13 protein-coding genes are annotated in these 25,075 nt (G+C 35.5%); 5 read left to right on the forward strand and 8 right to left on the reverse strand.

What is annotated here, in order from left to right; genetic code table 11:
- Positions 1-297: 297 nt before the first annotated feature.
- The 5 genes from BUE24_RS19610 (at position 298) to BUE24_RS19630 (ending at position 3,398) form a co-directional block, all read left to right on the forward strand.
- A complete protein-coding gene (locus BUE24_RS19610; RefSeq protein ID WP_084549623.1) occupies positions 298-1,581 on the forward strand; it encodes a site-specific integrase in 1,284 nt (427 codons plus the stop codon).
- A gap of 318 nt (positions 1,582-1,899) precedes the next feature.
- Positions 1,900-2,055, forward strand: coding sequence for a hypothetical protein (locus tag BUE24_RS24080; RefSeq protein WP_170864642.1), 156 nt, complete (start codon positions 1,900-1,902; stop codon positions 2,053-2,055).
- A 4-nt stretch (positions 2,056-2,059) separates the two neighbouring features.
- Positions 2,060-2,350, forward strand: a complete 291-nt coding sequence (locus tag BUE24_RS19620) for a helix-turn-helix domain-containing protein (RefSeq protein WP_073320001.1) — start codon at positions 2,060-2,062, stop codon at positions 2,348-2,350.
- Positions 2,351-2,362: 12 nt separating this feature from the next.
- A complete protein-coding gene (locus BUE24_RS19625; protein WP_073320004.1) occupies positions 2,363-2,566 on the forward strand; it encodes a hypothetical protein in 204 nt (67 codons plus the stop codon).
- Positions 2,559-3,398, forward strand: coding sequence for a hypothetical protein (locus BUE24_RS19630; protein WP_073320007.1), 840 nt, complete (start codon positions 2,559-2,561; stop codon positions 3,396-3,398). Before BUE24_RS19625 ends, BUE24_RS19630 begins: the two co-directional genes overlap by 8 nt.
- A gap of 424 nt (positions 3,399-3,822) precedes the next feature.
- Here the strand turns inward: BUE24_RS19630 and BUE24_RS19640 are convergent, their stop codons facing one another.
- From BUE24_RS19640 to BUE24_RS19675, 8 genes are read right to left on the reverse strand one after another with little or no spacing between them, the layout of a single operon-like run.
- On the reverse strand, positions 3,823-6,198 hold the full coding sequence (locus tag BUE24_RS19640) for a hypothetical protein (protein WP_073320013.1): 2,376 nt from the start codon (positions 6,196-6,198) through the stop codon (positions 3,823-3,825).
- Positions 6,199-6,254: 56 nt separating this feature from the next.
- A complete protein-coding gene (locus BUE24_RS19645) occupies positions 6,255-6,680 on the reverse strand; it encodes a hypothetical protein (protein ID WP_073320016.1) in 426 nt (141 codons plus the stop codon).
- Between the two features lie 2 nt (positions 6,681-6,682).
- Positions 6,683-7,789, reverse strand: coding sequence for a glycohydrolase toxin TNT-related protein (locus tag BUE24_RS19650; protein ID WP_073320019.1), 1,107 nt, complete (start codon positions 7,787-7,789; stop codon positions 6,683-6,685).
- Positions 7,790-7,801: 12 nt separating this feature from the next.
- On the reverse strand, positions 7,802-13,297 hold the full coding sequence (locus BUE24_RS19655) for a fibronectin type III domain-containing protein (protein ID WP_073320022.1): 5,496 nt from the start codon (positions 13,295-13,297) through the stop codon (positions 7,802-7,804).
- 31 nt (positions 13,298-13,328) lie between these two features.
- Positions 13,329-14,678 (reverse strand): PKD domain-containing protein, encoded by a 1,350-nt coding sequence (locus BUE24_RS19660; protein ID WP_073320025.1) that lies wholly within the window; start codon positions 14,676-14,678, stop codon positions 13,329-13,331.
- Between the two features lie 6 nt (positions 14,679-14,684).
- Complete coding sequence (locus BUE24_RS19665) at positions 14,685-18,098, reverse strand: T9SS type A sorting domain-containing protein (protein ID WP_073320028.1); 3,414 nt, start codon at positions 18,096-18,098, stop codon at positions 14,685-14,687.
- 2 nt (positions 18,099-18,100) lie between these two features.
- Complete coding sequence (locus BUE24_RS19670; RefSeq protein ID WP_073320033.1) at positions 18,101-20,209, reverse strand: fibronectin type III domain-containing protein; 2,109 nt, start codon at positions 20,207-20,209, stop codon at positions 18,101-18,103.
- Between the two features lie 14 nt (positions 20,210-20,223).
- Positions 20,224-24,972 (reverse strand): hypothetical protein, encoded by a 4,749-nt coding sequence (locus tag BUE24_RS19675; RefSeq protein WP_084549624.1) that lies wholly within the window; start codon positions 24,970-24,972, stop codon positions 20,224-20,226.
- Positions 24,973-25,075: the final 103 nt, after the last annotated feature.

The raw sequence follows: 25,075 nt of genomic DNA on the forward strand, positions 1-25,075 counted from the left end.
CTTCTCGCACCAAGATTGGGAAAATAAAAAAAGCTGCACTTTCGTACAGCTCTTTCATTTTTGCTCCCCCTCTTGGGCTCGAACCAAGGACCCTTTGATTAACAGTTAATAGACAAATGATTTTAATGAATCTCAAATAGACTTTAATTATTTGGTAATAAGGTAATTGTAAAAAAAGATGAATCTAAATGGAATTTTATAAAACCATATAAAACCAGAAAATGCAAGCAAAATGCAAGCAAATTTGCTTGCGTGTCGAGAACCTATGACCTACTTTAGACATGTAAAAATATTCATATGGCTACGTTAACTTTAATGTTGGATAAACGAAATAAAAAGGCGATCAAATTTCCTCTAGTTATTAGAGTTTATCATAAAAGAATTCCAAAGAATATTGCTTTAGGATATAAGTTAAATCCGGCGGAATGGAATGCAGAAAAGAGACAAATAAAATCAACATTTAAAAATTCGGCCAGAGCAAATCATTTCATTAGCTCGAGAATGGTAGTTGCTACAAAAGTAATTGCAGACTACCATACTAATTTGAAAAACATGACGGTTTATGAAGTTGCAGATCTAATAGTAAGAGCTATAAAAAATGAAGAAGAACAGAAGTCGATGAATACCGATATAGTTTCTCTGAAAAGAGGGACATATTTAAAAGAATATGGTAGAAAAGTAATGACAAGATATTATGGAGCTAAGCGATTTGGGACTGCAGATGCTATTCATAATGCAATCGTTTTTCTAATGAAATACAATCATGGTAAAGATATATTGATGTTGGATATCAATGAGCTGTTTTTAGAAGATTTAGAAGCTTATTATTTAGGTCAGGGTAATAGTCTTAATGGTTTGGGGGTTCATTTAAGATCTATTCGAAGGATATATAATCTGGCGATTAAGGATTCGCAAACGGAACTTACTATGGAACATTATCCATTTGGGAGAAACGGGTATTCAATAAAACAACAAAGAACCAAAAAACGAGCGGTATCACTTGATGTAATAAACAAGATAGTAGAACAGGAATACCCTGTAGCTTCTCCATTATGGCATCATAAGAATTACTTTTTAGTGAGTTTCTATATGAGAGGAATGAATTTTATGGATTTAGCCTACTTAAAAGTTAGTGCTGTAGATAAGGGAAGACTTCAATATAAAAGAAGAAAAACTCAAAGGGGCAGTAATGTAAAAGAATTTGATATTCTGATCCCAGAAAATGTAGCTCCTATTTTTGAATATTATCTACGAGAAAAATCGAGTAATGATTTAATCTTTCCTATACTAGAAGACGTTTTTCGCGAAGAATCTGATGATAGAATATTTGAAGTTTATAAGAATCGTCGTAGAAATCATCTAAGAAGATTGATTACGATAGGAAAACAAATAGGACTAAAAGAAAAACTAACTACCTATGTAGCTAGACACACTTTTGCTACAGCTGGTTTACATAAGGGAGTTTCAAAAGCACAGGTTGGAGATATGCTAGGTCATACCAATTATTATACAACTGAGGCTTACTTCGCAGATTTTGACAATCAGGTTTTAGATAAGGCTGCGGAGAGTATTTTCAAATAGAATCTCTTATCCTAATGTAGGACCTTAACAAATTACAGGATAAATATTAGTGAAATCTGCAAAGTTGTTTTAGGAAGCCTCTTTCTTCTTATTAATTCTAAACCATAATTTATAAAAAGTTATAGATGGTTAGATTTGATTTGTTGATATTTTTGAGTAATGCAATAATGTGATCTTCAAAATAGATTTTTTTCAAACTTTAAACCATTGAAATACAACAGGTTGATTTAAAAACTTAGGGGTTGTAAACCCCTTTGCCACTGTTTTTGTATTATCAAAATGCTTCTCTTTGTTCCCATAAGTTTTAATCAAGGGCCTATGTCAACAGAGCAACAAATAGAATGGTATAAATTGGAAAGAAATGAACTACCATTTGGGGATTTGATTCAGATTAATAGTAACGATCAATACCCATCCATTTGGATCTCTCGAGACAAATTCCTTGAACAGTTAGAAATACATGTAAACAATTAATTTTATGGAAATTATAGTGTTTGAATCGGAAGCCTATCATCATTTACAACGAGAGATGTTACAAATGGTAAGAACCACTATCCGCGAGGCCAAAGAAGAAGCTCTAGCAAATATGGATCCTGCAAATGACTGGCTTTCCACGGAGGAAGCCAAGAAATTATTAGGAGTGAAAAGTAAAACTAAAATGCAGGAACTAAGAGATTTTGATGAGATTCGATATTCTAAAGCAGGAAAGGTAATCCGGTATTCCAAGAAGAGTATTTTAGAGTATCTCGAGAGAAATATACCCATGTAAACATTACCTTTTATGCTAACCCTAGAAGAACAATTGGTGTTTTTAAAGCAAGAGCGGCAAGATATGATCCAAACCTTAGAAAATTTGAGGAATCAATTTGGAGAACGCAACAGTGAAATCTTCAACGAAAAAATAAGTCATACGATCTTTTGTTATGATTCTGTGCTAACTTCCTTAAAAGAATTACAACACCTTAAAAACAGACCTCATGACTGATAAGGAAGCCCTAGGATATATTAATTTCTCTAAAGTTTTTCAAAAAACGAAGACATTTATTGATACCCACAATGAGAAACATTGTGATTTAAAGGCAAAACTAAATGCAAGCCATAGAGCTACTGCAGAACTGATCATTAGAATGTATGTTAAACAGCTAAATCAAGCTATTAGTTTAGGAGATTCTTTTAAGAAGGGGCTTCCAGGATTTAGAACCTATAATTCTAGCCTTGCTAGTTGTAAAGGATGTACAGTGAAAACGATCTTAAATCATAAGAGAAGATTGAAGCAAGCAGGGTTTATAAGTTATGAACAAAACAGAGGTAAATCTGGGATCGAATTATGGGTTAATATGGATGTTTTTGGTCAAAGAGTGAAAAATTTACACCCATTAGTTCATGTACAACAAGAACAAGTAAATAATAATAGGGGTGTTGATAAGTTGATAACTTCAAAAAAAGGAGTTCACCTATCGGTTCACAAAACAGATAATAACTGCGTTACAGGAACTGAACAAGAACAAGACATGAACACGGAGGAAAGCCGGATTTTTGATTCGAAAAAACAAATCAAGGATTTGAAAAAAGAATCAGATTCGGCTTTTTCTTTACAACTGATTCGCAACTTCTGGAGATATGCCAGAGTGATTTTGTATACCCACAAATTGTATAGTGAGCCAGAGGAGGCGGAGATTCTTAATCACATTTGGTCTTCAGTGTATCTAAAATTTAAGATAGAAGGAAACAAAGAAGATTGGAAGGAGTATCAGGATATTCTCTACAAACGCATTGATATGGTATCGAGATGGCTAGAACGAGATTCAAATCGATAGATCCCGCCAGCACATGTATACTTTCATCCAGAAAACCAGAAGAATAGCTTTAGAGAAACTTATAAATGGTTTGTAAAGCAAGAGGTTGTAAAACAAGAGATCAGAAATCAATTATTGATTCAGCAAACAGAACAGGAATGGAAAGATCACGATAAAGGAGTAGGTAAACACAAAAGGAAAACTCGCTTTGAGCTTTTTTGTTTACACCATAAAAGGTTGTCGGCATATCATAATGAGGCCTTAATCAAGGCGTATAAAGAAAGTTTACAAAGAAATCTTATCAAACTGTTTACATGATGATTTACACTTGAGAATAAGAATGATTTATTAACGAAAAAGACGCGGATTAGATTGTTTAAAGATTTACTTTCAAATCTATGATTACTTATAATTTTTTTTATTTTAAAGGTAAGCCAAGTCCTATTTATTCGTCCAGTACTTTATGAAATAAATCGGCCAACCTTATTTCTATGTATTCAATAATTGTTTTTTCAGATGCCTGATTTTGATACATCTCAAAAACCTTTGAAGCATGTTGTTTTTTGAAAGAACGAATATCATCATTTGGATTTTCAATGTCTTCCGGTTTTAGATTCCATTTTAGTAATGATTTTAACAACTTCGAATGAGCTTTATATCGTTTTTCTAGTATTTTTTGACGTTCAATATCCTCTGTGTTTTCCTCTTCAGCACTATTAATTTTACCTGTTAGCACTGTATATTCATCACGAATTTGGCGATCTATTTCCCTAGCTTCTTTTATTAACTTTAGATATGCTTCATACACTTTTTCGTCGTAAAATGATATAAAATCAAAGTACTCATTTAAAGATTTAAGATAGGTGAGCGCTATTTCTTTATATACTTTTTTATCTTTTTCCTGCGTTTCGATTAACTGATCTGTAAGTTTGGATAGCTTACTTTTTTTATCGGTAACAAGATGGGCAAAACCTTCTTTTTCTGGTAAAATGATCAGTTTTGGAGTAATTGCCTTAGGGATATTCTCATATCTGTACTTTCTATATTGAATTTTAATAGTGTCGTTTTCTTCTTTTGGGGCTTTAGTTTTCTTTTTGAAATTAAGTTTAGGTTTTTTTAGACCAAATGCATAATTATAAGAAAAGGTTGCGGTAAGCTCACTTAGGTTGTCTGTGGTATTACTCTGTCTAAAGAGCTGTATAGCATTAAGGCTAAAATTATGTTTTTCTTTTAGGATATAGCTGATTGTAGCTCTCAGGTTTACAATATTTGTACTTGAGGTTCTGCTTTTTGTGCTATTGTAACTTGCAGACAATCTCGTGTTTAATGTTTTTTCTAGGTATCGTTTTCCAATACCCAGGGTTGGTCCCCATGTCGTAGACTCTTCTCTCCCAATAGTATTGTATGTTCCGTTGATCGAAGTATTTATAGACAGGTTTCTTTCTGAAAAATTTATAGTATGAGCAATGTTCATATTATGAAAAGTAGAAGCGTCGCCTAATCGAACGATTCCTCCTTGTTCATTAAAAACATCATTAAGAGAATAGTTTGTTACTAGATTTTGTCGGGCTGTTTTTTTGTCAGAAAGTAAATAGTTCACGGTGAGCGTTGCGGTCTGGGATAATTGTCGATAATCTAAATCCTCTGCTTGTTCATCAAAAATATCACTATCATTAATTTCATCAAATTGGTTGGGTTTAATGTTTGTGAATGTGCTAAAATTTGAATAGGCCCCGGTAATGTTTAATCTTTTTGATAGGGCAAGAGTTGCATTCAAGGATCCAACGGTCCGATTCGTATTATTTGCTTTTAGATTTTCTAAATCGTCTCTTTGATAACCAATATTTAAGGCTAAGGTTAATTTGTTTTTGAAAAACGTATTAGTCACATCCAAGGTTATATTTTCAAAATCATTGTTAAAAAAATAAGCTCCTAGGGTTTCATAACCCGGATCTATACGTTCGTATCCTAACCCCAAATTTACTTTACCTACAACGTACCCTAATCGGGTTTTGAGAGCGTTATAATATTCTGTTGAAGCTCGATTGTTAAAAAAAAAGGCAATTGGGGACACCGCAGAGGGATTGATTTTTTCTGCTCTTGTGTCTTTTGTTATTGCCGTGGTGGCATACTCGGCTTGAATATCAAAGTTATTCCCCAATTTGGCAGTACCTTCTATACTCACCACGAGATTTTCTTGAGGTAGTACTCCTTTCTCTTCCGGAATTGAAGTTAAAGAGTTGACATCGTCTTTTGCATAAAAGCCAATAATCCCCAATGTATATCTTTCCTTTTGATACTGTGCTTTTATACCATACCCCATTCGATTAAAAGCAGGAATTGTTCGAGTGTCTTCATCATCTTCTGTGGCTCTAAGTAAACGCCCAGACATGGCACTAATTTTAAGAGGGCCTGATGGGGCGAGATCAATACCACCTCCTGTAAATTGATGTCCATTAAGAGTGTAAGGAGAGAAAGTCATATTTACATTACCAATATGGCCGGTAATCCATTTGTATTTTGGATGAAGGCTCAAACGGTTAAAATCAAAGGGCAATTGATAGCCCAAATTTTCTCCCTGGTTGGAAAAGCTATACGAGATAGGTATTGAAAAACTATAAATATTTACATTCAACACTCCTTGCAAAAAGTAAGTATAGGGTTCTCTACTTTGATTAAGGTTTGAATTATAGTATACACCACTGGCAGAGATTTGACCACTTAGTTTAAAAGGTTTACTATTGGTTATAGTTTCGTAGTCGAGCGATTGCGCATGAGCAATAGCAGAGAAGAGCAACAGTATGTATACTAGCTTTTGCAAAAGGTAACAATTATACTTTCCTAAATGATAAAAGAGTGGTTTGAGGAATCGAAGAACTAAAGTAATTTAGTAGTTTCTGGTATATTCCATACCCCCGAAATTTTACAGATTTGTTTACCAGGTTGACTTTCTCCACAACCAAAAACAACCATATGATCACTATTACAATTTTTACAAGAAGTTTTGAAGTAAAGTGTAGGTAAATTAAGGACTAAATATTCTCCTAGGTATTCTGATTGCCTTATTGATTTAGATGCCATGCCAGAATCCAATATTATCGATTCGTCAATCAATTTATTTCTGTAGATTTCAAAGAAAGGAAATCCAGTTTTATAAGGTTCAATTTCTATTTCATTTTCAGTTTTGCAATTTCTGCAGACGTAAAATGTTTTTGCACTAGGCTCTAATTCTTTATTTATAAATTTATCTTTTCCGTAAGATACCGGTTTAATTGAGTGTATTTTTTCTTCTATTCTTTTCATAACTAGTCTTGTATTACATTACCAACTTTATCCGAAAATTTTCCGCTAGGAGAACTTATGATGGTTATTTTAACATATCCTTCTTCCGCCAATCTGTTCCAGGTCTTTGGATATCCTGTGTTAGGATCAATTGGTATTTTCCACATTGCTTGTCGTCCTAGACCAGGTTGGCCAAACCATGGAATTACATCGGCATTTTGAGAACCGAAAGGTAAATCTCTAAGGACTTCTATTTCATAATAATAATCATATTTATTTTGTTCATCTCGCAAAGCTCTTTGAGGAAAACTATAAGGGCTATTGTTAATTATTGGGCTTGTAAATTCACCCGTCAAGATTGGATTGCCGTTACTGTCAAAACCACGTCCCCCTCCATAGCGATCAAACTTTTGATTCTTCCTTATCCTCACATTATCAACAATATTGAATCCACCTCTAGCCGGAGGCCAACTATCATTTAAACCATACCTATTAAATAGGTTTTCTAACTCAATCCAATTACGTTGTTTATACAGGTCAAAAGCTCTATTTAAGACGTCTTGACTAGCTCCTCCGTCAATTGTAGATGCAAATTCATCAACATTTCTAAAGAAAGAATCTGTAAGATTATCACTTTTCCATGCATTATAACCTCCGCGGTAATTAATAATTTCATCATAGTGCCTAGAAACAAGTTGTATTTCATTAATATTTCCTCTTACAGCCTCATCAACTCCAGCTTCGTCCAATACTCTCCAACTATCGACGAACTGTGCATCTAGATTTCTTACAGTACTATTTGAAGTATACCCAAAATCATTGGCAAAACCTACGACCTGACGATGGGTAAAGTTGGTCATTTTATCCCTTACCTCGTCGGCGACATTAGCATAAAATCTGAGAACATTATTGTTGGTGCGAGCGGTTGTCGACCCTACCACTTCATGCAAGGCTCTAAACTTCATAAAGCCATCCTCATGACTGCCTATAAACCTTTTGAATTCGGGATTTCCTGGAGCTTGTAAGATCGTTGCTAAATCAGAAAACCAACAACTATCCTGACCAAGATTTGTATTGATACTAAACAGGACCAGAAATAGAGCACTGTATATTTTTATTTTATTCCACATAATTGGTTTATTTTAATTGCAACGGCCTTGGGTTGGATTATTTGTTCTAAACTTTAACCAGCCTTCAAAGAATTCATCTCCTAAATCATCTAATCGATCGATATTCTGAAAATCTTCATCAAAAATTCTTCTTAGTTCATCAGTAGGTAAGCTATTGCGCATTTTCTGCGCGGGTGTTTGATTAATTACGCTGCTTCCTCCGTAAGAACTTCGTAAATCAGTCTTCATGTTAGAAGGTATATCCAGACCATTTATTTCATTATCCAAATTTCGCCTTAATGCATCGAGATCTGCACGATTAGGAGCATTGACAAAAAATGCGGGTAATGAAGTGACCAGAGCGGTCATTTGAATTTTGAAACGTAAATCCGGATCTATAGCATCTGCATTTAAGGCAGTAACTACTGCACTTGCACTTGAAGCAGCAATATCACTGGCCAGTATAGTTTTGGCCGCATAGTGCCCAGATAAACGAAATATTTTTGCGGTACCACCAACAACAGGAACAACCACAGATGCTACATCAAGAGCCAACATAAATGTGTTCCATCCAACTGTGGTTTGATTGGTTTCGCTCATGGCGTAAGCCTGAATGGCTGGAAGCAACAAAACCTCTCCTTTCTTGAGGGGTTTACCTAAAAAGTTAAAACTACCACTTACATAAACTAAGACCAGATCATCATAATTATAAACATCTTTTCTTATTTGTGGTACTCTAGATCTACCACCGTGATCGATCATCTCAGAAACAACTACTTGATTTTGTTCGAGTTGAGCGCTAAAGTTTTCAAATTGAAAAATGTCGGCTTCCAATTGAAGCATTTGGGAAGGATCAATCGAGGGAATATCTTTAATGTCAAAAGCTCCACTAGGTAGTTGTACAATGTTTCCTTGGCCTGTAACCATAATCTGTGTACCTAACCAAAGACAAAACATATTAAAGTCGCGATCAAAGAAAAACCTTCTTTCAATGTTTTTCAAACCTATGTCTTCAATAGTACTCAAAATAGATCTATCATTTTTGGTATAACTATTAAGTACTTTAGTAACACTACTTACAGATGCTGGTATAGTATGAGATTGGTTGTCAGTAGCAATTGTTGAAGTATAACTGCAATCTGGATTAAAGAAACTTTCTAAAAATGAAGCCCTGGTTTCCAAATTCAAGTTCCTAAGTGTTTCTGCATTTTCTTTTTCATTAATATGGCGGATTACCTCTGTAATATTGTCGCAAGTCACGGTGCCTATTCTATTCCAAAAGGCAGCATTGTTTTCGTTACTTAATTCTAGATACTCAATAAATTCATCATAGAAAGCTTTTAAAAAATCTGTGGGATTTCTTTCAAAATTGGTCTTATCCCAATTATTATCTCTTAAGTATTGATACCAATGCACATATTCTTCGAGATAATTATCGACAATTCTATACTGACCGCCTTCAAGTACAAATCGGTTCTGGGCTTGCCTGATATTAAAAATCGGTACTATCCAGGAGAATTGTCTAGGTGTTATTTGGAATACTCTTTTCATTGGAGTATTGGGGGTAATCGGAGTTTGTCTAGGGTGATTGTGATTAAAATCAAGAATCAAATGATCCGAAATTGTAAATGCAATAAACTGTTCTCGATGTTGAAGTTTTAACTCTGCAATATCATAAACCAACTTAAAATCATTAATAGCTGAGGTTATGTTTGGATCTTTTAGCATTTCCACAAACAGACTTAAAACTCCAGGGATTTGTGCCTTTTGATAATCAGTCTGTTCACTTAAAGAAGTCAAACCATTATTTAAAGATTCTAGAACAATTCCTTCTAATGAATCGAATTTATATTTTATAATTAGATTGAATATTTTCCACTTTTCATCATTTGACAAAGAAGAAATCATTTCTGATAAGCGATAGATAAAAACACCATCTTTATTTTCTGAAATTTCGGGGAACCTCTCATTAACAGTTCTTGCAATCGTATTACCAATAGGTAAACCATTATTAATTTCTAGAAGTTGACGCATTAAAACCCTCTCTTGATCCAAAGGGATTAATTGCATTAATTTCATAATAGCCCTTTCTGTTTGCTGCGGTGTACCAAAATCACTTTGTAGCATAGCGATGGTAAGTAATTTAGATACTTCTTCGTATGTCAATTCTTTTAATGCGCATTGATTGAGATTATTAATATATTCTATCATATCAAGATTTGAGACCAACTCCATATTTTTAGAAATGCTAATCTCCTTGGCCAGATCTTTTAACAAAAACACCTCGGGTATCGCAATATTACCGCAGTCATCAGCTGAACAACCTGCTTTACCTACAAAGGATATTCCTTGAGGTAAGCTGTTTTTTGAAACATTCAAGTTTAGTTGAATCTGGTTATTGTTTAAATAGTTTTGTCTAATGTTTGTGAATGAGGTCTGATAAATCTCATTATCCTCGCAACTACCTTTATGCCAATACAATTGTATAATTCCAGTATTTGATGCTTCAACTATATTAGAGTTTCTAATATCTTCGAAAAAATAATCTCCTCTGCCTGGATCCCAAGTGTACAATCTATCATTTTCAAAAATGGCAAAAGCGGCTCCATTACTATAGGTTGGAATTTCTTCTGTAAAAACAATACCACCCTCTCCTTGATAGGTGATAGGATATCCGTTTGGAGCTAGTACTGAAACCGTCAAAGCAGCATCTTCTTCATCTTGAAATAAGTACAGTCGAAATTCAGGATTATGGATTTGTGACCAATCAAAATGCGAAAGTCTTAATCCACTTCCGTAATCCATTAACCAATCGGTACCTCCCGGGGTAGTACCTAATTTTTTAAAAGGGTGTTGTAATGCAAATGCACCATGTCCCAATTCATGCGCCAACGTTCCTGCCAACGAAGATTTTCCTTCTTCTTGTTGGGAGAGGTTGTTAGAAAACACAAAACCAAATTGTCGTTTTAGCGGCATAAATCCAGCAACGCTGGATCGGCTAGGGCGTATGTCATTACCAAAAACAAAAACATAATACGATTTACGATCTACAAGGCGACTTGCTTTAAATTGATTGATAAGTGTTTTCTGATCGCTTGTATAATTAGAAAGATTTCCAGTTTCGCCAACACCAATCTCAGTTTTATCAATATTTATGTTTCCGGCAATATTAAGGTTAAACGTAACCGAAGCTTGTTTATATATTTTGTTGAGTTGCAACCCCAAAACATCTGAGGCAGGCAAGTTGGCTCCGTTAACGGGTATAACAGTGATATTAACATTTTTATTAGCTAAGTGCCACTGCGAGAATACTCCCGCAATTTTCTGTTGATCATTGTTGTTTTTTGGCTGTATCGTAGCATAAATGTTTTCATGCTCAAAAGTGTAGTATCCCTTTATTTGAAGTGTGATGATATTATCTTGATAGATTTCATAATCTATCTTTTCTCCATGGACGGTTTTTATTACCAAATCACTAATCTTAAGATCGGGATCAGTAATGGTAACTTTTGCGCGTATGATATCGGTATCTCCATTCCCCACGGATTTATTGATGATATTGTAGGCGTTTCCTTGAACATCTTTAATTTGCTTGTAATGGGGTCCTAACTTAGATTCCTGACCGGTTGGTATTCTATCAAATCCAAAGGAGTAGTCATTGTACTCCAAGAATTCTACTTTAATGCCTTGAGCGGTGAGTTCAGTAACTTCTCCGCTACTATTTACACCATCAGTATTTTGAGTGTTTATTGGACCACCCGGAGCCATTTGTCCACCTTCCCTGATATTTCCGTCAGCATCTACATGAAAAATATCTCTGGAGCCATCGGGATTAGTATCCATAATGGTCACATCATCTCCTCCAGGATATTCTATAGTTGCACCACTGGTAGGGTTAGTAATCACAATACTACCATCGTCTGCAATACTTATATGCTCTATGGTGATATCATAATCTAGATTGATATTACGTAAATCATTATCTCCTTCAAAAACATCTAATATTTCATTTACAGAGGCCAAACCTCCCCATTTTTGATCATAGTCAGTTTCTACTTTACCATCAATCAGTTGATAATCTGTATTGATTTTTATGTTATTGAAACTTACTTTAATTCTCGTGTCGTTTAAGTATGGTACTACGATGTATCCCCACCCCGAAAATGTTTTTTCTTGTGCTAACCCTTGGTTTTCATTTTCAATTTCTGTTGGGTTTTCATCTTCATCAGGCTCTTTAGGGATAGTTGTAGTGTAGGTTGTATTCCCTTCTGTGATAGCTTTTATGGTGACAGGAAAATCTCCTGCCGTAAAAGTTTCATTAATAACCAATTGTTGAATAGATTCTTGATTTGTAATTTCTATTTCGGGAGTGATACCGCAATTATATACCGTTTCATTTTCAGAACCGGGAAGGGTAGTTGTAAATTCATAAACCTGAGAGTAGGTAAGTGGACCATCTTGTAAGCATTGACCTCCAACTCTAAACTCATACGTTGTACCAGGCTCTAGGTTATAAATGGTAGTGTATTGATTCTGAGTGCCAGCATTAAACCAAGTACTGGTATTTCCATTCTTTTTTCGATACTGAATATCATATAACTTATGATCAATACCCTGCCAGTATATTTTTTCGGTTGTTGGGTTTTTTGCTTCTGCCAAAATTGCCGCAGGCTCTGCACAGATCCCTGTATATAGAAAGTGATGAATCTCACTAAATCCGTCATTTTTAAAAACAGAAGTCTCGCTAATTCCGTCATCAACAATAGCTCTAACTCTCCAACCATACATTTTGTCTGGCAACAAAGGAGGCTCTGCGGGTCCATATAATAAAGTGGTTGCAAAGGTAGTGGTTTGATACAATGGTCTGCTGGCAAGAAACGCGGCCTGTGGGTCCATTTGAGTATCCCACAACTCTGCTAATGTAAATTCATAAGAAACATTTGTGGCATTAAGGTTTCTGGGTGTCCATTGAAAAATAATATTTTGTGGTTCTTTATATAATACTTGTTCTCCTCGATTGGGAATGTTCAGAAAAGGAGGATCATTTAACACCAGATAAACTGGTACACAAGTTTTACGAGAAATTCGTCTTCCTGAAAAAACATCAAATACTTCAAAGCAGAATTGATACAAGCCTTCTGGTAGAGGATTAGCATATTGTTGAGGAGATATTCCCAAAAGATTCTGAAATGAAAAATTGGCTTGTAGATCTAAGTTTGTTAATCGTAGAGGAACACCTCCATCCAAGAAAATAGGATTTGCACCTACCAAAACATCATTGTTTTGAACAGAAAGTCCAGCATTATTTTCTAAAAAGAATTTTATCCTTACTTGTACATTGGATTCGTTAATATCGGTAAACAACAAATTAAGAATTAGCTTTTCACTTCCAGAGGTCGCATACTCTGAAAGATTTAAGCTGTAAGGAGGAATAAGCTGGGGACTTACTTGGACAGGAAACACCTGTGCATGTATCCAAATAGGGATACAGAGTAAAAAAAATAGCAGTTGATTTGTGTATGATCTCATCTCCATGTACTTTATATTCTAGATTACAGTTCTAAACACCTTGCTTTTGTACTTTTATATCAACAATGATGTATGAATTTTGCCCATCTAGAACGAATTGCTTTATTTTTATCGCGCCTTTTCTACCTTCTTGTGTTTGAAAAAGAACTATGCGTGGGACTTCTTGATTATCGAAACTTTGTAATCCACCGGGTGTTTCGGTGATTACAAGATTTCTAAGTTGAGTGTCGTCTTGTATTTCATCAAATTGTTCTACTGAAAGTGATGCCGTACAATTACAGAGTTCTTGCGAGTTAATAACTCTTGTACGCTTACCGTTTTGAAAGGGTTCAAATGTGGTTTCTGATAACTGATCTGGACTCACGAATCTATTTCTTGTAAATCCTTCATTCAATCCAAAGAAGACCAAGTCAATACTTCTTTCAACTTCGTTAGTAATTTCGTCGCTTGTATAAACAAGTCGATTCGAGATGCTGAAAAAACTTCCTACAGTATTTGATGTATGAGCGGTATTGATGCCAAGCCTAACATCGTTAAACACTCGCAAGTTGGTATTGAGGAATACTTCTATGGTTTTTGTTATTACTTCGATGTTTTTGCTGTTCGAGGCTGTTAGTGTTATTGTCTGCATACCAGGTTGGTCAAAAACTACTTCAGGATTCTCATCATTAGAGGTTTGAGGAGTTGCATTGCTGAAACTCCATTGAAATGAAGTAGCACTTATTGAATTATTTTCTAACTCAATTTGAACGGGAACTTGATAATCATCATCTTCGAAAGCAGGTTGATAGGTAAAGTCCGCAAATAACAATGGAGCTACTGTAATTGTTTTCTGAAGTTCATAAGTTTCTCTACCATTGGTTATAGTTAAGGTAATTGAATGTTCGCCAGGTTCTGTAAAAACTACTTCTTCCGGATCCCTTTCTGTGGATTCTGAAGGAGTTCCTCCTTCAAACAGCCATAAATATGAGGTAGCGCCTGCAGACCTGTTCACAAACGTATAGGAAGCAGGAGAAAAGTTATCGGTCGTTTCTTGAATTTCAAAATCTACCTCGACTGGATCATCTATTCTTATTTCAATAATTTTGGCATCCCGAGAACCGTCTTGGTTTGTCCCTATTAATTCTATGTAATAAACACCTGGAGTTTCATATACTATTACTCCTGGATTCCTATTTATTGATCTTGAAGGAGATCCTCCTGTAAATCTCCACTCATAGTTTTCTGCTCCATTTGTTCTGTTGAAAAAAACTATTTGTACAGGAACAGAAAAGTCATCATTAAATACTTCTAAATCAAAATCGACTATAACGGGAATAGCTTCTTCTTTTACACATCCCCAAAAAAGAACCAAAATTGTTATATACGCGATTGTTCTCATATGCTCCTATTGAACGATTAATTTTCGAGTTTCAGAACCATAAGGAGTTTCAAGAAGCATTAAGTAAACCCCTGTGGACATGGATAGAGAATAGTCAAGTAGAAATTCTTGATTATTACTTTCACTACGTTCGTTCATAGTAGCTCCAGACACAAGGTCAATGATTTTTATCTTGATATTAGAAGTTTCTTTCAAACTGATTTTTGCATTGAAATCTCCTGCACTTGGGTTCGGATATAAAATAAACTCTTCGATAAATCCTCTTAGATTTGTATTTGTAACCTGTGGGGCGTCTATGGCGGGTTGTACCAAAATGGTTTTTTCGAAGTCCAAAAAACAATCTCCCTGGTAGGACCTCATGTTAATATCATATGCACCCTCTTGCTCAAATCTTACAACTAATTCTTCATTTGATTGTGAGATAATTTCTACTCCTTCTGGAACGTTCCAGTCCACAGTTTCGCCAATGGGATTACTTACGTTAATTAGGATCACGTCTTCGTTGGTATATGCCTGCGTAGTGATGTAAAAATTAGAATCGATCGGTCTGTCAAAAGTTTCTATGTTCACTTGTCCTACTCCCACACATCCGGATCCATTAGTGACAGTAGCGGTATAGGTCCCTGTATGTGTTAGATTTACTATACTTTCAGAGCTTGTAAAACCATTTGTGCTGGTCCAGGAATAAGTCGCATTGGAATCATCAATGCTAACATCTAGTTCTAAGGATTGATCATTGCATAAAGATCTCCGTTCAACCATATCTATAAGCAGTGGTTCCGGATTTTCTAGAGTAGTTTCATAAAATGCCTTACATCCTGTAGCATCTGTAATTTCAATCCTATAAATGCCGGCTGATAAATTTTGTAAACTATTAGATGTGCTTCCCGTATTCCATAAATAGGTATACGGTGCTTGACCTCCTGTGATGTTTAGGTCGATTTGACCATCATTGCCTTCAGCACAAGTTGGAGATTCTACAGCTACAGGCTCAATGGTAATTGTATTGGGCTGTTCAACAGTAATTGTGCCCTCAACCTGGCATCCGTTAGCATCAACAACGAAAACAATATAAGTTCCTGCTATCAGATTGTCTATGTTTTGCGTAGTTCCTCCATTACTCCATTCGTAGGAGTAAGGCGGGACACCACCAGTTACCAAAGCCTCCAGGCTTGCATCGTTTCCTCTAGAACAGGTAACATCATTTTTGAGAAAATCTACAGTTAATTGTTCTGGTTGAGGCAGATATGAAGTCACATCATTAGGTTGAGCAATTTGGTAGCTTAAAGAACCATCTGCTTCAATCAGAGTAGAATATGTTCCTAGGGTTATTCCATTTTTATCGGTTACATTGAGCGAGTAGTATGTTGCCGTATCCAAAAAATCAATATAATTGTTATTCGTAGATATCTCTTGCGAACTCCCATCGTTTGATTGTATTCTCCAATGGTAGAAATATGGGAGTAGATCGCCATTGGGATTAGTAGGCACTGGTTCGCTATAGTCCGGGTTATCAATGTCAAAAGGAACTCCTCCGGTGACGGTAGCCGTTAATACTCCATCCTGAAATTGATCCGGGGTGCCATCAAAATTAGTATCTATGTTATTACTGTAAGCATTTGAAGCATTACAAGAAATAGGAGTTGTTTGAATGCTTATTTCTATAGGTGGTGGTTGAGTAAGAATAACAGATTCACTGGTCATGGTGCAACCTTCTTTGTTGGTTGCGCCAGCATAATTAGCATCTCTTGCCGTAAGTGTATATTCTCCCTCTCCAACACTATGTAGCGTTACTAAATATCCCTGACCTTCATTGTAGACAGTATTTGTAGTTGTTACAATATTATTATTTTGATCTCGCCACTCAAATTCATAAGAATTATTATCGAAAGAAGTACCCCCGGTAATAGTTGCAATAATTCTTCCATCTGTAAAATTATATGCTAGTGGATTGTTTAAAACTTCAGTACTAATAAATAAGGGGGCATCTGGTTGAGTTATTACTACTTGTTGTACGATTTCTTCTCCGAGTTCAATTTCTCCGTCTATAACTGTTTGCCTCTTTGCTACGCACCCATTACCATCACGTATCTTGATATCATAAGTGTCCGGGAAGAGATTTTCTAGAATGTGGGATGTCGCTGATGAAAAAGGCAACCATTGGTTCTCCTCCCAAGTCTCGTTTTCTGTTTTGATTAGGTATTCGTAGCCTCCAATACCACCTGTAGCATTTATAGTAATCGAACCGTCTTGTCCTCCAAAACAAAATACATTCACGACATTATCGGCAGGGGCTTCGATAAAAGCAACAGGTGCTGGTCTGTCAATAACAAAGGTTGCTGAATGGTTTGGTGCACCGGTAAAATAGGTTGCTCCTTCATAAGTGCCCAAAGCTTGGATCAAAAAATCTGTAGAACTTGGAGGTAGGTTCGTTATCGTTAATGTGTTTCCCTCTTGAAAGGTTGTAATGTTATTAGCGTTTGCTACAATCTCTGCATCAGAACTTGAGTTATCAGAGATACTAAAACCGAATAAATCACCTTCAATAAGTGGCCTATCGAAAGTTAGTGTAACCTCTCCATCGGTTGCATCATAACAACTTACCGGTTTCGTGGATATATCAATGATGTGAGGTGCCGATTTTCTAATCTGATAGTTTATAGTTTGCTGCTCTCCATCACCAATATATTCACACCCTTCTATTCTAAATAGGATTTCTTTGCCTATAACAGAGTCATCAAATAGACTTTCTAGTGCTACATCTAATACAGGGCTAGAAGATGAACCTGGAAAATCCTGCCAGGGCTCTAGAGTTGTTCCATCCAAAAATGTATATTGCCAATTGTAAACGCTACTATTATATTCTTCACTTGCTAATACTTGAAAAGGATCTTCATAACCTACTATATCGGATGGAGATGTTCTTTGAACATCAGGTAATGGAGTAATCTCATAATCAAAAGACAGTGTTAATTGAACTTCCATACTTCCAGTAAAAATATTTCCATCTCGCTCTCTAGCATAGAAAGAACCCGTTGTGCATGGATCCATATCTATGTTTCTTCGAAAAGTCTCTCGTACTCTACCTCCTCTGGATCCACCGACGCAACGTGTTCCAAAAAAACCATAGTTAACTCTATCTTTCCCGTACATGTAGATATCCATCCGTTCTACAATGCCGTCTAAGATAAATTCTCTATCAGGTAACGGACCTTCACGACCATTTCCGTCTGTCAAAAATCTTTGTGAACCTCCTCCTTTGAAATAAGCTGTGAGATATATGTTATCTCTACATCTTCCATCTCCCCATCGGGCATCATAATCGTAGTTTGTGATTTTTATGCTAGTTTGTTGTGCAAAAACAATACAGGAGAATAAAACAAAAAGTACCGTGATTACATTTTTCATATTTGCTTTCATAGTTAAAATTCTATTTCCTTGGTTTTTATAGTTGAATGACTACCGTTTGTAGTAATCGCCTTAAGATGATATACATAAATGTTATTGGGAGAAACTGATCTATCTTCTATTTTGTTGATCGATCCTAGAACTTGTTTCCATAAAACTGGATCTTCTTCTTTTTTTGATTTGTAGATCAAAATCTCGGCGATATCTTTTGACGTATTTCTCCAGTTCAAGTTGATTTTATTGTTTGTTCTGTCTGCAATAACAGAAAACCCTTTTATCATATCAGGGACAGTATTTTTAAAGACTAAAGTAACTGGAGTTGAGGCTTCTGAGATTAGACCTGTATTATCTTTTGCAAAAATGGCATACCTATATTTTGTGTTTGATTTAAGCGTAGTGTCCGTAAACGAAGTCTCGGTTTTTGTAGTCAATAGTAGTTCCCATCCCTTTTCTGATTCTTCAGTATTTTGCCTGTATAATTGATGTGATTCTACATCTGTACTACTGCTTCTAATCCATTCTAAATAGACTCCATTAGTATTTATTTTATAATCAACAAATGTTGGAGAAGAAGGAGGAATCACATCCGGTTTCTCAAGTTTTATTTTTTCGGAATAGTCAGACATATTAAAACGTCTATCAACTGCGACAACTTGATAGAAAACCTCATTATTTAGCGATTTGATTTGTACCGTATCCCGAAAAACAGCTTTTTCTATAGGAGCAATGGTGATTTGCGAAACCTCTTCGTTTGCCAAATTCCCTCTAAAAATCCGATATCCCAAAATATCTTTCTCCATATTTGGTTGCCATTGCAACGTAACAATACCTAAGGAATCTATTGTTCCTTCAAAACCTATTGGGGGCGTTGGAGGAGTTTCATCTATAGTTTGAACAAAAGCTGATAGGGATTCTTTTTTTTGGTTGTTTTTTCCAATTGCAGTGATCGTGAAATAATTAGAAGGTGCTAGCTTTTGATATCTGGTTTTTCTGGAATTAGGCAAAAGGTCCTTATCCACAATTGTATAAGGACCTTTTTTATTCATAGACCAATTCAATTCAAACCTTAATATATTGCCTTCTACTGCTTTTGGAAACTCCCATTCGATCAGTACAGTGTTTATGTCTTCTAATGTATAGTTTACAATATGAGGTATAGCGGTCAATTTTTTGATTCCCTCTGCAGAAACTACCTCTGAGGGTAAACTCTCCTCTCCAAAAGGAGAAATACCTTTCACTCTGTAGTAATATTTTTTATTGTTTACAGAAAGAGTATCAACATATTGCATTCTTTGTCTCTCACTTTCAGATGTTCTGCTTAGATTAACCAGCGGAATGTCTTCTAATTGAGTAAAATCAATTCCATTTTCAGATTTTTCTACATAATACGTTGTAAATAAAGATTTGAACATTTCGTATTCCCAAGTTAATAGGATCGTTTTATCATCTGGTATTGCTATAAGATCTATCGGGGCAGGTAAGGGTTCTGGCTGCAAAGATTTCACAACTACCGAACCCGAATGTATTTTTAATAAGTTTTCTGGTACAACAGCGGATATTCTATACAGATATTCTTCATTATCAGAGATTGATCTATCTTCATAACCTAATGCTGCCATTTTTGCTCCTTCAAAATTCATGTCGGCAGCAAAAAGTGCAAACGAAAATCGTTGTTCTGCTTCTTTGGATTTGTTAATGATTTGAGCCATCGCGCCCTCATCTTCCATACCTTCCACCTCAAAATTTTCTCCAAATAAGGCCTGTGCCAAAATTGCCGCATAGTCGTTGTTTTCAGCTAGGGTTTGCCATTCTTCTAAAGGCTCAGGAATTAACGGGGCAGATGTAAGTATTTTTTTTTCAGGAGGCGAAACTAATATTCCGTTTCTTGAAACAGTATATCGTTCAATCTGATATCCATAGGTATTGGCTTTCATCCAAGCAGAAGGTGATGTAGGAGCCCATCTCAATAAAATTTTTTCGTTTTGAACACGGGCTATTACCTGTATCGTCGGGTCTTGACCTACATTTTGAGTGAATGCAGAAAGAGATACTACGAACAGAATAAAAAGACAGATAGATCTTTTTAATGAATTTGATGATAAAGCCCCTTTAATATGATACATTTTTTATTTTTTTTCTATGGTCTTAGTGAAAGAGGATTTTTAAATTTATAATTTGAAGAACTACCTAACTTGCCTCCGGGAAGTATATACTGTAGCTTTACGGTATATTTGCCAAAAGACATTAATTTGTAATCCTCTGTCATTATTGCAAGCTCTGGTGCATTACGATTTAATAGCCCATTGGCGTAATCGTTAATTACCCTATCCCGAATACTTATATAATCTTGATAGTAAGCATCGGGAAGGTTATAGCGATAAGGGAATCGCGTAGTTAACCAAGTAAGATTAGTATTGTTTTCGAGACTGGTTACGTAATTGCTCAGAAGTGGTAATGCTCTCTTAGGTCGAAAACCTAAAATTTCAGGATTTCTATTAATGCTATATTTACCACCTAACGGAAATTTTTGATATAAAATAGGATCAATATCTTCTTTAAAATAAACATCCTTCAGATCCGATTCAACAGTTACCAATGCTTTGTTTTCTGTATATTTAGTCCCTTTTAGTTCTACAAGATCAAACCCTTCGTGCGGATTGATTTTAGAAGAGAGAAAAATTACATTTGATGAGATTTTACCCCAATTATTCTCCTCGATATCAATATCTTTTATCTTATCTGCAAAAGTTCTGTAGTTACTGGACTGAAAACTATATGCCAATCGTTCAATTTCACCTTCTTTTAAAACATTCTGAGCTGTATTTCTTTGGATTTCTATAGTGTTCCCATCTTCAAAATTTTGTTGTTCTGTAGCCGTTTGATTTTGATTGCTGGTAGTGTTGGATTTAGAGGAACTTACAACTACTATTTCATAAAGTTCATCTGTGTCAATATTGGGTAAATCATAATATAACTCATTAGTGGCATTATTATAAGACGGGTCTGTTTTTAAGGTTTTACCTTGTTGATTTGTGAGCTTTACGGTACTCTTCCATTTTTCATTTTCAAAAAGATAATCTTGACCTTGTTTTAATTTTATATATGCTTTTCCATATTCATTTTTGTAAAAATGTTTTTGATCTACAACTGGATATGAATATTGAATATTATGTAGAGGGATATGATCAGGAGCTGTTCCCGTTGTAAAGTTGCGCTCTTCTGTTTCTAAAGCTTTTTTACCATTCTCCATTATTGGCTTGAAAACACCTCCGATTTTTTCTTGGAAACTTACTTCTACAGTAACCTTTAGCTTTGTGTTTGGAGGAAATATATCTTCTGGAATAAAAGTAACGCGATCGCTACCTGCCCCCCAATCTAGAGTACCCCCAATTTTCTCTTGGGCTTCATTTGTAACCGTAAACTTTTCTAGGATTACTTTATAAGTCTTATCTCCATCATCTTCAGGAATTACAATTGGTTGATTTACTTTTAATGCAAATGTGGCTTGTGGAGAGGTAAATACATCTACTTCTTGTTCATCCTTAGTTGGAGAAACATCGGTGATCATTTTGATACCATCAATAGGTGATTCATCCTCAAAATCACATTTTTTACCTATAGTCACTCTAAACCTAAAACGGCCACTGACTAATCCTCCTAGAACATCAAAATCTCCAGACATATATCCTCGCATCCAGAATGGGTTTGGCAGTTTTGCTTGCATCAATACAGCAGTTCCTCCTTTAAAAATCCGAACTTTCTTCTTTTTGAAAAATAGTTTTACTCGAATGCCTAGTTCTCCTTGCAAATATGCATAGGCCTGACCATTGGTATACCATCCATTGATCCCTACCTTTTTTCCAGTATTTGAACAACGCGCTTCGCCATAGTTTTTCATCATCAAATCAAAGCCTATTCCCGCTCGTAAGCGAGCATAAAACATTAGAAATCTAATATCTCCGGTATCTACATGTAAATCTGAACCAAAAGCAAAGCCGCGTCCTTTTCCCAGAGCATTTTCATCTCGCATATAATCCAACGAACTGGCTTCGACACCAAGAATTTCTGCTACGACTGCGGGTGGGGGAGGGCTTCCTGGGATTTTAGATCCTGTCATAAAATATCCTCCTACCTTGACAGAGATAGGACCAATACCCATTTTGAGCCCTATGCGATCTTTAGGGGTCCCCAGGTACAGATACCAATCTTCTTTATCAACATATATTTCACCCCATCCGGCTCTTCCATCTGTTCCTCTACCTTGTAACACATCTCCTATATTAACATACAAGTCAGTAACAGCATGAAAGGCATCATTTGCGAAATCAAATTCAATCCCTATATAACCACTGATAGCTCCATCACTTATTTTGGTATTCGAAGGATATTCTTCGGTAGCTTTATCAAAAAAAGTTTTGGTGACTTTATGATCTTCTATTTGATTTATAACCTCATAATCAACAATTTTGGCTAAATTATCTTGAAGTTTTCCCATGGGATTAGAAAAATCAAAATCATCCATCAGTTGGGCTTCTCCGTAAAAACCTAATCTATTTACACCGCCCCTTTTATTAAACTCGATTTCGAAACCTGCTGCTATAGACACTGTTCCTGGATCGGCAATAGATCCAAAAGTCATAGCCTTAACACCAAGTCCAGATGTATCATTGGGGATATACGATAATCCAGAAGGGGCAAATACTTTTTCGGTACCGGCTCCTCTAGTCATTCGATAGAATGCTCCTCCTGCAAAACCATTAATTTCAAAGGGAGCCACAACTGGTATTTTAAAACCGTGAATTGCTCCATCTACATACCAATACCTAAATTCTTTTTTTCCGAAAACAGCAGTGGATCGAATTGGACCAATACCACCAAATGTAGCTTCTACATCACCCGAAAAACCATTACCATAAATACTGTCTTGATCTCTGATGTATAGCTCGCCATCAAATGCTACTGCACCTAAATTAACATCCAATTTAATGGCAGAATATGTTATACCATCGTATTTCCAATTTTGTACTCCTTCTGAATTATTATTCTTACCAACGATTCCTAAACGTGTTGAAGAAGAGAAACCTTTATCAGATTCTCCCATTAGATTGATCATAAGGTCAAAGTCCAACTGCGCATTACTGTCGTTTGCACTCAATTCGATATCGCTAATAGAAACAGGAAAACCAGCTAGCTCTACTTTGTCTTTATATCCAAAATAATCAACCGAAATTAGAGGTGTCTCGGTTTGTAATGTTAGTCCTCTAAATTCAATCCCTTTGAATTTCACAACATCATTACTTCCTTCGATTTTTTCACCCTCATCGGCTAAAGATTTTTTCTGGCTAGCAGAGATGGCCATTCTTCCATTTAAAACAGCCTTAGGTTTGAATTCTTCATCTACAACGGCTAATTCAATCCTTGAGTCTTCTAGTAATTCTGCTTTAGCACTAAATAGATCAAAGTCAATTGTTTTCCCTGTTGTTACAGACATCATGAATTCTTCTTCAGAGATAAGCCCTTTATATTTTAGTCCTATTTTAGTATTCTGGGTACTGTCCTGCTGAATTTCTTTAGTTTCCTTGCCAGAAATAGGTAGAATTAATTGTCCTTCGAATCCAGCTCCGGTTAATTGATTTGATACCAACTCAATACTCATTTTATCCACAGAGTAAGCCCATCCATCAGTTTCAGATGTAATTCCAGAATCTAGGGGGATAAGATTATTCACAGAAAAGAGTCCCGAAACACCATGACTGTCAAGCAAGAGATTTGCTGCTTCAAAAGATACCCGTTTTTTACCTGCTTCTTTTCTACTTTTAAATGCTTTGGGCAGTCCAACCTCTAGTGATTCTACATATATCCCTTTCCAAACATTTTTATTAATTAACCAACCGTTATCCATATATTGTTGGGGAAAGATCACATTCTCAGTTCGTAAATCACTTAGATCCAGGATAGCTTTGTTTGCAGAAAAAGTAAATCTATCTGTTTGATCAGCTATTACAAATGGAGTAAGGTTAACCTCAATAATAAAATCATTCCAAGCTGTAGCTAGGGCTGTAAATTCTCCTTTTACTCTGTTTGGAACTTGTATGGTTTCTTTCAACGCTCCCTCATATGGAATGGTTTCTCTAGTATCCAGATCTCCATTTTTGTCTAGAGGTAACACTAAATTTCGAGAAAATTGAACTTCACCTTCAATTTGCATTTCTTCTACTCCTTCGCAGCTAATTTTGATATAAGTTCGGTTTTCTACAGAACTGGATTCATAATCAAAACCTCCTTTAAGCATTAATAGCCAGTTACCAGCTCCAAATGGGATAAACATATCTCCCAATAAAACGAGATCACCACCTTCGTATATACCCCCTTTGTGCGAAAGCTTTACATTGTTTGCTCCAAAAAACAGCTCTACCGGTAATCCGTCCTTATCAGTTTGCGGTAAAATAACTTTGGCGAATACTAATAACTCAGTATAATCTTTAGTAAAACTAGCTTTCATAAAACCAATTTGATATTCTATTTCATTGATTTTATGTTTGATTCCTACGGGCAATACTTGAATATCCTCTGTCCCAAATGACGATATCCATTTTCCTGTGCTATCAATTTCTTTAAAGCCTTCAATAGCTTCTGATTTAGCATCATTAACCGTATCGGGCATTTCATAAATCTCCTTTCTTAGGTCATCATACCTATGCACCTGATGGTTAAAAGGGAATTTGTTATCTAACTCGGGAAATTGAAAGAATGAAGTGACAAACTCTTTCGGATTTATTGAATTAGCTGACTGACTTTTTTTCACCGAAAGCGTATCTCCGGGAGATCCGTAGCAAAATATCGTTACAAGAAATAATATGAAGGTTTTAAGCAGTATTATTTTCATGAGTATTTTCGATTTGTATGAAAGCGTTTTTGACGAGTAAAGATTTTTTAATGTCAAAACTGTAATCACTAACAACTACCAAATGAAAAAAATCAAGAGTTTA

It is taken from the genome of Aquimarina spongiae (assembly GCF_900141785.1).
In the GTDB taxonomy this organism is placed as follows: domain Bacteria; phylum Bacteroidota; class Bacteroidia; order Flavobacteriales; family Flavobacteriaceae; genus Aquimarina; species Aquimarina spongiae.